Origin of the sequence: Tabrizicola fusiformis (assembly GCF_013328815.1) — a bacterium.
GTDB lineage: Bacteria > Pseudomonadota > Alphaproteobacteria > Rhodobacterales > Rhodobacteraceae > Fuscibacter.
The window spans coordinates 25637-39977 of record NZ_JABUHN010000015.1; the positions used below are offsets into that span (position 1 = coordinate 25637).

13 protein-coding genes are annotated in these 14341 nt (G+C 66.2%); 6 read left to right on the forward strand and 7 right to left on the reverse strand.

The window, feature by feature from the left end; genetic code table 11:
* Positions 1-3 precede the first annotated feature (3 nt).
* The 7 genes from HS053_RS18640 to HS053_RS18670 form a co-directional block, all read right to left on the reverse strand.
* A complete protein-coding gene (locus tag HS053_RS18640) occupies positions 4-1035 on the reverse strand; it encodes a threonine aldolase family protein (RefSeq protein WP_174212755.1) in 1032 nt (343 codons plus the stop codon).
* The gene (locus tag HS053_RS18645; protein WP_174212756.1) at positions 1035-1487 is read right to left on the reverse strand and encodes a YcgN family cysteine cluster protein; all 453 of its coding nucleotides are present in this window, start codon (positions 1485-1487) and stop codon (positions 1035-1037) included. Before HS053_RS18645 ends, HS053_RS18640 begins: the two co-directional genes overlap by 1 nt.
* 39 nt (positions 1488-1526) lie before the next feature.
* Complete coding sequence (locus HS053_RS18650; protein WP_174212757.1) at positions 1527-2105, reverse strand: GNAT family N-acetyltransferase; 579 nt, start codon at positions 2103-2105, stop codon at positions 1527-1529.
* Positions 2106-2189: 84 nt separating this feature from the next.
* Positions 2190-3113: a bifunctional riboflavin kinase/FAD synthetase gene (locus HS053_RS18655; RefSeq protein ID WP_174212758.1), complete on the reverse strand. Its 924-nt coding sequence runs from the start codon at positions 3111-3113 to the stop codon at positions 2190-2192.
* Positions 3114-3140: 27 nt separating this feature from the next.
* Positions 3141-3584, reverse strand: coding sequence for a MaoC family dehydratase (locus HS053_RS18660; protein WP_174212759.1), 444 nt, complete (start codon positions 3582-3584; stop codon positions 3141-3143).
* 116 nt (positions 3585-3700) lie between these two features.
* Complete coding sequence (locus tag HS053_RS18665; protein WP_174212760.1) at positions 3701-4579, reverse strand: HAD family hydrolase; 879 nt, start codon at positions 4577-4579, stop codon at positions 3701-3703.
* Positions 4576-5604, reverse strand: a complete 1029-nt coding sequence (locus HS053_RS18670) for a GlxA family transcriptional regulator (RefSeq protein ID WP_174212761.1) — start codon at positions 5602-5604, stop codon at positions 4576-4578. Before HS053_RS18670 ends, HS053_RS18665 begins: the two co-directional genes overlap by 4 nt.
* Before the next feature lie 73 nt (positions 5605-5677).
* Between HS053_RS18670 and HS053_RS18675 the strand changes: the two genes are divergently transcribed.
* From HS053_RS18675 to HS053_RS18700, 6 genes are all read left to right on the forward strand, one after another.
* Positions 5678-6592, forward strand: coding sequence for a beta-keto acid cleavage family enzyme (locus HS053_RS18675; RefSeq protein WP_174212762.1), 915 nt, complete (start codon positions 5678-5680; stop codon positions 6590-6592).
* A 117-nt stretch (positions 6593-6709) separates the two neighbouring features.
* Positions 6710-8176 (forward strand): carnitine 3-dehydrogenase, encoded by a 1467-nt coding sequence (locus HS053_RS18680; RefSeq protein ID WP_174212763.1) that lies wholly within the window; start codon positions 6710-6712, stop codon positions 8174-8176.
* Between the two features lie 3 nt (positions 8177-8179).
* Positions 8180-9343, forward strand: coding sequence for an acyl-CoA dehydrogenase family protein (locus HS053_RS18685; protein WP_174212764.1), 1164 nt, complete (start codon positions 8180-8182; stop codon positions 9341-9343).
* Between the two features lie 253 nt (positions 9344-9596).
* On the forward strand, positions 9597-11588 hold the full coding sequence (locus HS053_RS18690; protein WP_174212765.1) for an acetate--CoA ligase family protein: 1992 nt from the start codon (positions 9597-9599) through the stop codon (positions 11586-11588).
* A gap of 1 nt (position 11589) precedes the next feature.
* Positions 11590-12384: a carnitinyl-CoA dehydratase gene (locus HS053_RS18695; protein ID WP_174212766.1), complete on the forward strand. Its 795-nt coding sequence runs from the start codon at positions 11590-11592 to the stop codon at positions 12382-12384.
* 147 nt (positions 12385-12531) lie between these two features.
* Positions 12532-14148 carry a GMC family oxidoreductase gene (locus tag HS053_RS18700; protein WP_174212767.1) on the forward strand — a complete coding sequence of 539 codons (1617 nt, stop codon included), beginning with the start codon at positions 12532-12534 and terminating at the stop codon, positions 14146-14148.
* Positions 14149-14341 lie beyond the last annotated feature (193 nt).

Consider the following 14341-nt stretch of genomic DNA (forward strand, 5'->3'; position numbering starts at 1 on the left):
CGGTCAGCCGTTCAGTGCCGCCAGAAAGCCATCGACATCGGCTTCGCTGGTGGACCAGCTTGTGACCAGCCGCGCCGCCTCGCGCCCCGGGGGGGCGGGGAAGGGGTAAAAGGCGGCGCCCGCCGCCTCGGCCCGCGCGCTCAGGCCCGCAGGCCATTCGGGGAACAGGATATTGGCCTGAACCGGATGGCGCAGCGTGGCGCCCGGCACCGATGCCAGCCCCGTGGCAAGCCGGGCCGCCATGGCATTGGCATGCGCCGCCAGCCGCAGCCAGAGCCCGTCTTCCAGATAGGCCGCCATCTGGGCCGACAGGAAGCGGTGCTTGGAAAAGAGATGCCCGCCGCGCTTGCGCCGGAGTTCAAACTCCCATGCCTTGGCGGGATCAAAGATCACCACCGCCTCGACCCCCAGACAGCCGTTCTTGGTGCCGCCGAAAGACACCATGTCGATGCCCGCTTTCCACGTCATTTCCGCCGCGCTCGCCCCGGTCGCCACCAAAGCATTGGCAAAGCGGGCGCCGTCCAGATGGCAGGGCAGGCCATGGGCCTTGGCCTCGGCCACCAATGCGGCCACTTCGGCGGGGGTATAGACGGTTCCCGCCTCGGTCACATTGGTCACGGTCAGCATCCCGCGCTGCACGCCATGCACGCCACTGGCCCCCACCGCGCCCAGAGCCTTGCGCAGGGTTTCTGGTGTCATCTTGCCATGATCGCCCGCCACCAGCGCCAGCTTGGCGCCATGGGTATAGAATTCGGGCGCGCCGCATTCGTCTTCGGCCACATGGGCGTGTTCGTGGCAGAACACCGCCCCCCAGGGCGGACAGCCCAAGGCAAGGCAGAGCGAATTGGCGATGGTGCCGGTGGCGACCAGATAGACAGCGGCCTCGGGCGCCTCGAACACCTCGCGGAGCTGCGCACGAACGCGGTCCATCAGCGCATCGGCGCCATAGCTGCGGGCGTAACCGGCATTGGCGGCCTGAAGCGCGGCCATGATCTGCGGGGCGGCGCCCGAAGCATTGTCAGAGGTAAAGAACATCAAGGCGTCTCATCAATGGTGTATTGGTCCCAGTCTTCTTCGGGAACCTCGAACTCGGGGATGGTCCAGCCGCGCACGGAATTGCCCGAGGCATGGGTGCTTTCGGGGTCGCCGGTGTTGAGCGGGTGCCAGTCGGGCAGGGATTTGCCTTCATGCAGCAGGCGATAGGCGCAGGTTCGCGGCATCCAATAAGCGATCTTCGGCAGGGTCTTGGGCGACAGCCGCACGCATTCCGGCACGAATTGATGGCGGATTTCATAGTGCGAGCAGCGGCAGGTTTCGCCGTCCAGCAGGCGGCAGGCGATGCGGGTGAACTCCACCTCGCCGGTGTCTTCGTATTCCAGCTTGTTCAGGCAGCATTTGCCGCAGCCGTCACACAGCGCCTCCCATTCGGGGGCGGTCATCTTGGCAAGGGGGACGGTTTCCCAGAACCGGGGGCGCAGCTTTTCCATCGCGCCAAACTGGCGCGGCGGCGCGGGAAAGGGAAGGGGTCACAGCACCAGACGCAACAGGGGGCGGCCTTCCTTGCGGCAGACCACCTCGGCAAAGCCCGCGCGCAGGAAGGTGGAGGTGGAGCCGACGAAAAGCCCGATCGACTTTGACTGTTTTGCCCGGTCCATCGGGCTGGCCTCGATCAGCCGGGCGCCATGGGCGCGGGCATGGGCGATGCCACCCGTCAACATTGCCCCGGACAGGCCACGGCCACGCAGCTTTGGCCGGAAGAAAAAGCAGGAAATCGCCCAGACGCCGGGATCGTCCGCGGGCGCGTCGGGCAGAGGGGTGGAACTGCGGTTGGGGTTGTTCCATTGCGGCACGTCGGCGCGGGGGCCAATCTGCATCCAGCCGATTGCCTGTGCGCCGTCATAGGCCAGCAGCCCGGGCGGCGGGCCTGCCGCGATGCGGGCAAGCATGTGGTCGCGCTTGCCATCGCCATCCAGCGCCTGCCGAACCTTGGGCGGCAGGCGGAAATAGCTGCACCAGCAGCCATAGCAGGCCCCCTGCGGCCCGAAGAGATCGGTGAAATCGGCCGCCCGATCGGGTGTCAGCGGGTGGATTTGCAGGGTTTCCATCGGTCCTCCGGCGATGTTCGCAGGATGTTCTCGCGGTAATGCCCTGTCAAGCGTTGCCATCAGGTCCGGTCCGGGGCCAGATGGTCAGCGTTGCGCCAGAATCTCGCGGGTCTGGGCAACATCGCGGTCCATCTGGGCCAGAAGCCCGGGCAGGCCGTCGAACTTCATTTCGGGCCGCAGGTAATCGACCAGCGCGACCGAGAGGTGCTGGCCGTAAAGATCGCCTTTGAAATCAAGCAGGAAGGTTTCAAGGTTCGGGGTGTTTTCGCCGAACATCGGCCGCACGCCAAGGCTGGCGGCCCCATCATAGCTGCCGGCCTGTGGCCCGGTCAGCACCTCGACCCGAACGGCATAGACGCCCAGCTTGGGCAGATGCAGGCCGGAAACGCTCATGTTCGCGGTGGGAAAGCCCAGTTCGCGGCCGCGCTTTTCGCCGTGGATCACCTCGCCGTCGATGCGGTGCCAGTGGCCCAGCATGGCGGCGGCATCGCGCGGGCGGCCCTCGGCCAGTGCCTGCCGGATGGCGGTGGATGATATCTCATCCGCGCCAAAGCGGACCATCTCGGCCACCGTCACCTGAAAGCCCAACCGCTCGCCAAGGGCGACAAGCGTTCCGGCATCGCCCTTGCGGCCCTTGCCAAAGCGGAAATCGGAACCGACGACGACATGGGCCACGCCCAGCCCCTGCGCCAGAACCTGCGCGGCAAATTCCTCGGGCGTGAGGCCCGCCAGATCGGGGCCGAAGGGCAGCTCATACAGCCGTTCGACCGAGAGTTTCGCCAGCCGGTTGGCCCGCGCCTCGGCATTCATCAGGCGGAAGGGCGGGGCGGCAGGCGCGAAATACTCGCGCGGATGGGGTTCGAAGGTGATCACGCCAAGGGGGGCTGGCCCGCGTGCAAGGTCGATCACCGCCTGATGGCCGCGATGCACGCCGTCGAAATTGCCCATCGCAACCGAGGCGCCGCGCGCTGCCGGGTCAAGCCCCTGCCAGTGATGATAGGTCTGCATCTTCCCCCGGGGGGCGGGGTGGCCCCGCTAGTCGAACTTGCGGCTGGGCGCTAGAACCAGCGCCTCGCCCTTCAGGACCACCGTTTTACCCACCGCGCAGTGGGTTTCAAGGGTCACCCGGCGTTTGGCGTGATCAATTGCCGTGACTTTCACTTCGGCATGAACCCGGTCGCCGGGCCGCACCGGCGCCATGAAGCGCAGCGACTGGCCCAGATAGACCGTGCCATGACCGGGGAGTTGTTCGCCGATCACCGCGGAAATCAGGCCCGCGGTCAGCATTCCATGGGCAATGCGGCCCTCAAAGATGGTGTCGCGGGCATAAGCCTCATCCAGATGCACGGGATTGCGGTCGGTCGAAACCTCGGCAAACAGCTCAATGTCGCGGTCGGTGACCGTCTTGTCGAGATGGCGGGTCATACCGATTTCAAGGTCTTCGATGCAGATCGTGCCGCGAGGCTGGTTGTCGAACATGGCGCGATTCCCGTTTTGATGCAATGCAGCATAGATGATGCTGCATTGCAGCGCAATACGGTTGCGCAGGATTTGTGCGTGCGTGATACTAAAGGCGCAATTTTGTTACCGTGCGGTCACGCCAGAAACGGCATTGCCCAGGTCGGCGAAAGCTGTTGCTGCGCCAGCCACGCCTCAAGCAATTCCGGGTCGGGGTTGGCGGGATCGTCGCCGAAACGCTCGGTGGCAATGCCGCCGGTGATGAACAGCGTGTCCAGCCCCTCGGCCACGCCGCCTTGAACATCGGTGGAAATCCCGTCGCCGATGCAGAGCAGGCGCGGATCATCCAGACCCAGCCGCCGCCGGGCAAGGTCATAGACCGGCGGATGCGGCTTGCCGTAATAAAGCGCCTCGCCACCCATGGCCCGGTAATCCTCGGCCAGCGCACCCGCACAATACAGCCGCTTGTCGCCCATATCGACCACGATATCGGGATTGGCGCAAAGCATGACCAGTCCCCGCGTTTTGCCCAAGAGAAGTTGCGCGCGGTAATCATGCGGCGTTTCGGTCAGATCATCGGTCAGGCCGGTGCAAACGATGCCTTCGGCCTCAAGCATCCCCACCCGCTCGATCGGCGGCTGGCTGGCGGCATATGCGCCGGTTTCGCCGGGAAATTCGGTGAAGAACGGCTCGTCCTTCGGGGCGCCGATGTGGAACACCTTGCGCCCCACGGCGCCCGAGAGCATCGCCGCCTGCGCGGCATCGCCGGAACTGACGATCAGATCCCAGGCGTCGCCGGGCACGCCCATCGCCTCAAGCTGGCGCTGGATCGCGCTGTTCGGGCGCGGCGCATTGGTCAGCAGCACCACCTTGCCCCCCCCGGCGCGAAAGCCCCGCAGCGCGGCCACGGCGGCGGGGAAGGGGGTCTTGCCATTGTGCAGGCAGCCCCAGAGGTCGCACAGCACCGCATCATAGCGGCTGGCAATGTCGGACAGGTTGCGGATCATCTCGGTCATGGCGCGTTCCTTTCGGCTGCCCCCTGATGTAGCGGCGCGCGGCGCAAAGCAAAAGGCCGCGCCTGCCGCATCTGGCTGGGCGGCTGTCCGAATTTCGCGGCGAAGGCACGTGACAGGGCCGAGGCCGAGGAGAACCCGCAGCGCAGCGCCACTTCGGCCAGGGGGTGGCGGGTGTCGGTGATAAAGCGCCGCGCCGCCTGCAACCGCAGGGTCAGGGCATAGGCGGCGGGCGTCATGGCAAGATTGTCGCGGAAAAGCTGCTCCAGCCGCCGGGGCGACAGGCCAAGGGCGGCGGCGGTCTCGGCCACCGGCTCGGGCGCATCCAGCCGCGCCTCCATCCGGGCGATGGCGGCGGAAACCCGCGGGTCCAGATGCGGGTCGCGGCGGGCGCGGCTGATCTGCGGCTCATGCCCTTCGCGGGCGGTGGTGATGAAGCTGGCCGCGACTTGCAGGGCCAGAGCGGGCCCGTGGCGGGCGCGGATCAGATGCAGCATCAGGTCGGCGGCGGGCGCTGCGCCCCCGGCGGTAAAGCGGTTGCGGTCGATGACAAAGCGGTCGGGCACCACATCCACCCCGGGATGGGCGGCGGCGATATCCTCAAGGTCTTCCCAATGCACGGTGGCACGGTAGCCGTTGAGCAAACCCGCCCGTGCCAGCACCCACGCCCCGGCGTCGATCCCCCCCAGCGCGGCAAAGCGGCCCGCCATCCGGCCCATCTCACGGATCAGTGGGGCGGTCGCCACCTCGGATTGCCGGAACCCCGCGATCACCACCAGCGCATCGGCCCCTTCGGCGGCGGCCAGCGGCCCGTCCGACGGCAGCTCGATCCCGCAGGTCAGCGGCACCGCCCGCCCGTCGGGCGACACCACCCGCCAGCGGAACGCCTCGCGCCCCAGATGCCGGTTGGCCGAGCGCAGCGGGTCCAGCGTCGAGGCGACCTCAAGGATCGAAGCCTGCGGCAGCACCAGCAGGGCGAGGGTCAGCGGTTGCTGCGATGCGGCGAAGATCGTTGCGCTTCTTGTCATGCTTGTTTCGTAAATCGTCAAGCGCGCCGCCGCAAGCCCGCTAGGATGGCGCCAACCCATCTGGAGGACCGCCATGCCCTTGGCCATGAACCGCGAAGTTTTCATCACCTGCGCCGTCACCGGATCAGGCGGCACGCAGGACCGCAGCCCGCATGTGCCGCGCAGCCCGGAACAGATTGCCAAAAGCGCGATTGATGCCGCCAAGGCCGGGGCCGCCATCGTGCATTGCCACGTCCGCGACCCCGAAACCGGCAAACCGGCCCGCGACCCCGCACTTTACCGCGAAGTGACCGAGCGTATCCGCGATTCGGGCACCGATGTCGTGCTGAACCTGACGGCGGGGATGGGCGGCGATATCTACTTTGAAGGCTCGGAAGATATGAGCCGGATGGGGCCGCGTTCTGACATGGCCGGTGCTGCCGAGCGGGTGGCGCATGTGGTGGAATGCCGCCCGGAGATCTGCACGCTCGACTGCGGCACGATGAACTTCAACGAAGCCGATTATGTGATGGTGAATACCCCCGGCATGTTGCGCGACATGGCGCGGCGCATGGTGGCGAGCGGCACGCGGATCGAGATTGAAGCCTTCGACACCGGCCATCTGTGGCTGGCCAAGGCGCTGGCGGATGAGGGGATCATCCCCGATCCGGTTCTGGTGCAACTCTGCATGGGCGTTCCGTGGGGCGCGCCGGATGATCTGAACACCTTCATGGCCATGGTGAACAACGTGCCGTCGCACTGGTTCTGGTCGGCCTTCGCGCTGGGCCGTCACCAGATGCCCTATGTCGCGGCGGCGGTGCTGGCAGGCGGCAACGTGCGGGTGGGGCTGGAAGATAACCTCTGGCTGGACAAGGGCGTGCTGGCCACCAACGCGCAACTGGTGGAGCGGGCGGTGACCGTGATCAGCAACATGGGCGCCCGGGTGATCACGCCTGCGGAGGTGCGCGCCAAGCTGAAGCTGGAAAAGCGGGCGCCGCTGCCGAAATAACCCCTCACCCCCGCCCTCTTCCCGGGTGGGGAGAGGGAGTGCGACATCAACAAGAGCACCCACCCTCTCCCCGCCGGGGAAGGGCAGGGTGTGGGGGCGAGGCCCCAAGGAGCGGACATGACCAGAAAAGCAGCAATCATCGGGGGCGGGGTTATCGGCGGCGGTTGGGCCGCACGGTTCCTCTTGAACGGTTGGGATGTGGGCGTCTTTGACCCCGATCCGCAGGCAGAGCGCAAGATCGCCGCCGTCATGGCCAACGCCCGGCTGGCGCTTCCAGCGCTGTCGGATGTGCCGATGCCGCCCGAGGGCAAACTGACCTTCCACGGCACCATCGGCGAGGCGGTCGAGGGCGCGGAATATGTGCAGGAGTCGGTCAGCGAGCGGATCGAGCTGAAGCACAAGGTCTATGCCCAGTTGCAACAATCGAACCCCGGGGTGCTGATCGGGTCGTCTACAAGCGGGTTCAAGGCTTCGGACTTGCAGAAAGGCAGCCCTGCGCCGGAAAACATCATCGTCGCCCATCCGTTCAACCCGGTCTATCTGCTGCCGCTCTCCGAAGTCTCGGGCAGCCCGAAGAACACGCCTGAAACCATCGCAAAGACCGTGCAGATCATGAAAGACATCGGGATGTTCCCGCTTGTCATCCGGCACGAGATTGACGCCTTCATCGGCAACCGCTTCCTTGAGGCGGTGTGGCGCGAGGCGCTGTGGATGCTGAAGGACGGCATCGCCACCACCGAGGAAATCGACGAGGCGATCCGCATGGGCTTTGGCCTGCGCTGGGGGCAGATGGGCCTGTTCGAGACCTATCGCATCGCGGGCGGCGAAGCCGGGATGAAGCATTTCATGGCCCAGTTCGGCCCGGCGCTGAAATGGCCCTGGACCAAGCTGATGGATGTGCCCGAGTTCAATGACGAGCTGGTCGAACTGGTCTCCTCCCAGTCCGACGCGCAATCGGGGATGTATGGTATCCGCGAGCTGGAACGCATCCGCGACCAGAACCTTGTCGGCTTCCTGCGGGCACTGAAGGAACGCAACTGGGGCGCGGGCAAGGTGCTGCGCGAACATGACGCCGCCCGCGCGGCGCTGTTCCACGCCGCCACCGACACCGGCCCGAAATCCGAACCGCTGGTCATGGCCCATATGCAGGTGCTGCCCGGCTGGATCGACTACAACGGCCATATGACCGAAAGCCGCTATTACTTCGCCAACAGCGAGACGATCGACGCCTTCCTGCGGCTGATCGGGGCGGGCATGGACTATGTGGCGGCGGGGCAAAGCTATTACTCGGCCGAAACCCATATCCGCCATCTGGGAGAGGCCAAGCTGGGCGACCGGCTGACGGGCACGGTGCAGATCATCAGCGCCGATGAAAAGCGGTTCCGGTCCTTTGTGCGCATCCAGAAGGGTGACGAGGTGGTCGCCACCATCGAACAGCTTTGCCTGCATGTGAACATGGCCGAGGGCAAGACGGTTGCCGCCGCGCCCGAGGTTTGGGCCAATCTCAAGGCGATTGCCGAGGCCCATGCCGCCCTGCCGCTGCCCGAGGGTGCGGGCCGGGCTGTCGGGCAGAAGAAAGGGTAAGCCATGGATTTCGGACTGACCGAAGAACAGCAGATGATCGTCGAGGCCACCCGCGCCTTCGTCGAGAACGAGCTTTACCCGCATGAGGCCGAGGTTGAACGCACCGGCATCTTGCGCGAAGATCTGCGCAAGGAGATCGCCGCCAAGGCCATCGAAGCCGGGCTTTACGCCGCCAACATGCCCGAAGAGGTGGGGGGCGCCGGTCTCGATACCCTGACCTGGCTGCTTTACGAAAAGGAACTGGGCAAGGCGAATTACGCGCTGCACTGGAACTGCGTCAGCCGCCCGTCGAACATCCTGCTGGCCTGTGTGGGCGAGCAGCGCGAGAAATACCTGCTGCCCTGCGTGCGCGGCGAAAAGCACGACTGTCAGGCGATGACCGAACCGGGCGCGGGCAGCGACCTGCGCGGGATGAAGGCGTTCGCGCGCGAAGACGGCGGCGATTTCGTGCTGAACGGCACCAAGCATTTCATCAGCCACGCCGATGTCGCCGATTTCGCCATCGTCTGGGTGGCGACTGGCGAGGAAGACACGCCGCGCGGCAAGAAAAAGCGGATCACGGCGTTTCTGGTGGACAAAGGCACCCCCGGTTTTACGGTGCGCGACGGCTATCGCAACGTCAGCCACCGCGGCTATAACAACATGATCCTGGAATTCGACGACTGCCGCCTGCCAAAATCGCAGGTGCTGGGCGAGGTTCACAAGGGCTTTGAAGTGGCCGGAACCTGGCTGGGCGCCACGCGGTTGCAAGTGGCCTCAACCTGCCTTGGCCGGGCCGAACGGGCGCTGGGCCATGCGCTGGCCTATGCCGCCGAGCGCAAGCAGTTCGGCAGCCAGATCGGCAAGTTTCAGGGCATTTCCTTCAAGCTGGCCGATATGGCGATGGAGCTGAAGGCTGCCGAACTCCTGACCCGCGAGGCGGCGTGGAAATACGACAAGGGCACGGTGACCGAGGCCGATATGTCGATGGCCAAGCTGAAGGCGACCGAAGTGCTGGCGATGATCGCGGATCAGGCGATCCAGATCCACGGCGGCATGGGGCTGATGGACGAACTGCCGCTGGAACGCATCTGGCGCGACGCGCGGGTGGAGCGGATCTGGGAGGGCACTTCGGAAATCCAGCGCCACATCATCAGCCGCGAACTTCTGCGGCCTCTGGGCGCCTGAACTGTCGGCACCGGGGGCCAGCCCCCGGACCCCCGGGATATTTAGGGACAGATGAAAACGATATGTTAACCAATCTGCGCGATTCTCGATCCACGGTGCAGGCGGGGACGCCGATGACCGTGACAGGTGAAACCCTGCCCCGCTTACTCACCGGGGCAGGGCGCCTGTTGGGCTTTTCATCTGTCCCTAAATATCCCACGGGGGTCCGGGGGTGTGAACCTCCCGGCGCTGACCAAAGGCGCGGAGGTTGGGCATGAAATCGCTCGACCGTCTCCTCCGCCCGCGCCACATCGCCGTTCTCGGCGCCGGTTGGGCGCTGAATGTGATCGAGCAATGCGCCAAGATGGGCTTTGCCGGGCCGGTCTGGTCGGTGCATCCGACCAAGGCCGAGATTGGCGGGCTGCGGGCCTATGCCAGCCTTGCCGACCTGCCCGAGCCGCCGGATGCGACCTTCATCGGCGTCAACCGCCATGCCACGGTCGATGTGGTGGCTGAACTTGCTGCCATGGGGGCCGGGGGGGCGATCTGTTTCGCTTCGGGCTGGACCGAGGCGGGCGAGCCGGAGTTGCAGGACCGGCTGGTTGCCGCGGCGGGCGATATGCCGATCCTCGGGCCGAATTGCTATGGCGTGATCAACTATCTGGATGGCGCGCTCCTTTGGCCGGATCAGCATGGCGGTGTGCGGGTGGACAAGGGGGTGGCGCTGGTCAGCCAGTCCTCGAACATCGTGATCAATATGGGGATGCAGCAGCGGGCGCTGCCGGTGGCCTATGTTGCCTGCCTTGGCAATGCTGCCGTGGTCGGGCTTGCCGATCTCGCCGGGGCCTTGCTGGACGATCCGCGGGTCACGGCGCTGGGCCTTTACATCGAGGGGATCGACGATGCCCCGGCCTTTGCCGCGCTGGCCGAGAGGGCGCGGGCGGCGGGCAAGGGCGTGGTGGCGATCAAATCCGGCAAGACCGAACTCAGCCGCACGGCGGCGGCCAGCCATACCGCCTCGCTGGCCGGGGGCGGGGCGGCCAGCAGCGCCTTCCTGCGCCAGATCGGCGTGGCCGAGGTCAATACCCCTGCCGAACTGATAGAGACGCTGAAGCTGTTCCATGTCCACGGGCCGGGCCTTGGCCGGCGCATCTGCTCGCTCTCCTGTTCGGGGGGCGAGGCGGGGCTGGTGGCGGATCTTGCCGCGCCCTATGGCATCGACTTCCCCCCGGTGCCCGAGGCCACGCACAAGCGGCTGTTCGAGGTGTTGGGCCCGATCCCCACCATCTCCAACCCGTTGGATTATCACACTTTCATCTGGGGCGACGGGCCGAAGACCACCGAAGTTTTTTCCGCCATGCTGGAGGCGTATGATGCGGGTCTCTACATCATTGACCCGCCGCGCGCGGACCGTTGCGACCCGTCCGGTTATCAGCCAGCGCTCGATGCCATCGTCGCGGCGCAGGAGGCGACTGGCAAGATTGCGCTCCCCGTCGCCTCGCTGCCCGAGAATTTCGGTGAGGCGCGGGCGGCAGAGCTGATGGCGCGCGGGGTCTGCACGCTGATGGGGCTGGAAACCGCGCTGGCCGCGATTGCCGCCGCGCAGACGCCCGCCGGGGCGCCCGGCTGGCGGCCCGCTGCGGCGCTGCCCCCGCGCGAGAACCGGCTGCTTTCGGAAGCCGAGGGCAAGGCGCTGTTGGCCGGCATCGGGGTTGCGGTTCCGCGCAGCGTTTCGGGGGCGACCCTCGCCGAGGTGCAGGCGCAGGCCGGTTCGCTCATGGCGCCGCTGGCGCTGAAGGGCCTTGGCTTTGCCCACAAGACCGAGGCCGGGGCGGTGCGGCTGGGGCTGGCCAGCCTTGACGGTCAGGCCGACATGCCCGGCGCCACCGGCTATCTGGCCGAGGAGATGGTGACCGGCGCCTTGGCCGAAATCCTGCTGGGCCTGCGCCGCGATCCGGTTTACGGCGTCACCCTGACTCTTGGCATGGGTGGGGTCACCGCCGAGGTGCTGGCCGATACGGTGACGCTGGTGCTGCCCGCGACCGAGGCCGAGATTCTGGCCGCCATGCACAGGCTGCGGCTCTGGCCGCTGCTGGACGGCTATCGTGGCCGCCCGAAGCCCGACATGGCGGCGGTGGCGGCAATTGCCGCGGCTCTGGGGCACCGGATGTTGGCCGATCAAAGCCTTGAGGAAATCGAAATCAACCCCATCCTCGTGCGCGCCCAAGGGGCCGTGGCGGTGGATGCCCTGATCAGGAAGACATGAGATGGAGATGCGGACCGAAGGCCCGATCAAGACCCGCCGCGAGGGCGCCATTCTGGAGGTCACCCTTGACCGGCCCAAGGCCAATGCCATTGACCTGAAAACCAGCCGCGTCATGGGGCTGGTCTTCCGCGATTTCCGCGACGATGACAGCTTGCGCGTCTGTATCCTGCGCGCCGAGGGCGAGAAATTCTTCTGCCCCGGCTGGGATTTGAAGGCGGCGGCGGATGGCGACGCGGTGGACGGCGATTATGGTGTCGGCGGCTTTGGCGGCTTGCAGGAATTGCCGAACCTGAACAAGCCGGTGATTGCGGCGGTAAACGGCATCTGCTGCGGCGGCGGTCTGGAACTGGCGCTTTCGGCGGACCTGATCCTGTGTTCCGACAATGCCACCTTCGCGCTGCCGGAAATCCGCTCGGGTACCGTGGCCGATGCCGCCAGCATCAAACTGCCCAAGCGCATTCCCTATCACGTCGCCATGGACCTGTTGCTGACCGGCCGCTGGTTTGACGCCGAAGAGGCGCTGCGCTGGGGTCTGGTCAAGGAAATCACCACGCCGCAGGATCTGCTGGCCAAGGCTTGGGATCTGGCGCGGCTTCTCGAGTCCGGCCCGCCGCTGGTCTATGCTGCGATCAAGGAAGTCGTGCGCGAGGCGGAAAACATGCGCTTCCAGGATGCGCTGAACCGCATCACCAAGCGGCTGATGCCGACGGTGGACAAGCTCTATTCCTCCGAGGATCAGCTTGAGGGCGCCCGCGCCTTTGCTGAAAAGCGTGATCCGGTCTGGAAGGGGCGCTGACCCCTTCAAGCACGACAGGAAATGTCGGAAACGGGCGGGGGGAAACCTCCGCCCGCGCTATTCTTGCCCTGCCCCGGCCCTTTCATCTTGGCCCAAATATCCCGGGGTCCGGGGCAGCGCCCCGGGGGCAGATGCCGGGAGCGCCCCTTGCAGGACAGCGACTATATCATCGTCGGCGCCGGGTCCGCGGGCTGCGTGCTGGCCAACCGCTTGACAGAATCCGGCAAACACACCGTGACGCTGCTGGAAGCGGGCGGAACCGACATGCGGTTTTATGTGCAGCTTCCTTTGGGTTACGGCAAACTCTTCTACGATCCGGCGGTGAACTGGCTTTACAAAAGCGAACCTGATCCCGGTCTGGCGGGTCAACAGGACCATATCCCGCGCGGCAAGCTTCTGGGGGGCTCTTCCTCGATCAATGCCATGGTCTGGATCCGCGGCCACCGGGCCGATTACGACGAATGGCGGGCCGCAGGCAACGTCGGCTGGGGCTGGGATGAGGTGCTGGCCGCCTATCGTGCGATCGAGGATAACGAGGCGGGCGCCGACGACTGGCGCGGGCAGGGCGGACCGCTGCACATCAGCCGCAACCGCAAGGGGCTGCACTGGCTGGTCGAGGATTACATCGCTGCCTGCCGACAGGCCGGTCTGCCCTATAACGCCGATTTCAACGGCGTCGAACAGGAAGGTGCGGGCACCTATCAGATGACGATCAAGGGCCGCCGCCGCAACTCATCGGCGCGGGCCTTTCTGCATCCGGCGATGCGGCGCAAGAACCTGCGGGTGCTGACCCGCGCGCAGGCGACGCGGGTGATCTTTGAGGCTGGCCGCGCGGTGGGGGTCGAATTCCTGAAAGACGGCCAGCGCCAGACCCTGCGCGCCCGGGGCGAGGTGATCCTTGCCGCCGGGGCCATCGGCTCGCCGCAATTGCTGCAACTCTCGGGCGTGGGGCCGGGGGCGCTGCTGCAAGAGATGGGCATTGGCCTGCAGCACGAGAATGCCAATGTCGGCGCACATTATTCGGATCACCACGGGCTGAACTACACCTGGCGCATGAAGGTGCCGACCTATAATGACATGCTGCGGCCCTGGTGGGGCAAGCTCTTGGTCGGGATGCAGTATTTCCTGACGGGCGGCGGGCCGCTGTCGAAGTCCATCAACCATGGCGGCGGCTTTTTCCGCACAAGGCCCGATCTGCCGCGCCCCAACATGCAGCTTTACATGCAGGCGTTTTCTACCCTGCTGCCCAAGGCCGGGGAGCGTCCACTGCTGACGCCGGACCCGTTCCCGGGCCTGTCGCTGGGCCTGTCAAACTGCCGCCCGACCAGCCGGGGCTGGCTGCGGCTGGCCTCGCCCGATCCGCTGGCGCCGCCGTCGATCACGGCGAATGCCTTTGCCACGCCGGAAGATATTCAGGAAATGCTCGAGGCGGTAAAATTCCTGCGCCAGATCGCGGCGCAGCCCGCCTTTGCCCGCTGGGCCAAAGAGGAACTGCGCCCCGGCCCTCTGGTGCAAAGCGATGAAGACCTGATCGCCGATATCCGCGCCCGCTCGGGCACGGTCTATCACCAGTCCTGCACCTGCCGGATGGGGCCGGATGCGGCAACATCGGTCACCGATCCCCGGTTGCGGGTGCATGGGGTGGCGGGGCTGCGGGTGATCGACGCCAGCGCCTTCCCCAACCTGATCGCGGGCAACACCAATGCGCCTTCGATCCTGCTGGGCTGGAAAGGGGCCGAGATGGTGCTGGCCGACGCGCGCTGACCTGCTCGGGCGGCCGCCCTCGGGGGCATCGAGCCCCCTCGGGGGGGCTGCCGCGGAAAGGTGCCGGGCGTGGCGCGGGTGACGCCTCCGGCGGGAGTATTTGGCAAGGTGCAAATCGCAGGCGGCTTCCTTGCATTTGCACCTTTTGAAATACTCCCGCCGGAGGCTCCGCAGGGTCAGCTCGCGCAGGTGG

Excerpts from the sequence above, each read along its gene's own strand:
- HS053_RS18665 (WP_174212760.1), bottom strand. The coding sequence starts at position 4,579 with ATGACCGAGATGATCCGCAACCTGTCCGACATTGCCAGCCGCTATGAT.
- HS053_RS18655 (WP_174212758.1), bottom strand. The coding sequence starts at position 3,113 with ATGCAGACCTATCATCACTGGCAGGGGCTTGACCCGGCAGCGCGCGGC.
- HS053_RS18660 (WP_174212759.1), bottom strand. The coding sequence starts at position 3,584 with ATGTTCGACAACCAGCCTCGCGGCACGATCTGCATCGAAGACCTTGAA.
- HS053_RS18690 (WP_174212765.1), top strand. The coding sequence starts at position 9,597 with ATGAAATCGCTCGACCGTCTCCTCCGCCCGCGCCACATCGCCGTTCTC.
- HS053_RS18695 (WP_174212766.1), top strand. The coding sequence starts at position 11,590 with ATGGAGATGCGGACCGAAGGCCCGATCAAGACCCGCCGCGAGGGCGCC.
- HS053_RS18645 (WP_174212756.1), bottom strand. The coding sequence starts at position 1,487 with ATGGAAAAGCTGCGCCCCCGGTTCTGGGAAACCGTCCCCCTTGCCAAG.
- HS053_RS18675 (WP_174212762.1), top strand. The coding sequence starts at position 5,678 with ATGCCCTTGGCCATGAACCGCGAAGTTTTCATCACCTGCGCCGTCACC.
- HS053_RS18680 (WP_174212763.1), top strand. The coding sequence starts at position 6,710 with ATGACCAGAAAAGCAGCAATCATCGGGGGCGGGGTTATCGGCGGCGGT.
- HS053_RS18670 (WP_174212761.1), bottom strand. The coding sequence starts at position 5,604 with ATGACAAGAAGCGCAACGATCTTCGCCGCATCGCAGCAACCGCTGACC.
- HS053_RS18685 (WP_174212764.1), top strand. The coding sequence starts at position 8,180 with ATGGATTTCGGACTGACCGAAGAACAGCAGATGATCGTCGAGGCCACC.
- HS053_RS18650 (WP_174212757.1), bottom strand. The coding sequence starts at position 2,105 with ATGGAAACCCTGCAAATCCACCCGCTGACACCCGATCGGGCGGCCGAT.
- HS053_RS18640 (WP_174212755.1), bottom strand. The coding sequence starts at position 1,035 with ATGTTCTTTACCTCTGACAATGCTTCGGGCGCCGCCCCGCAGATCATG.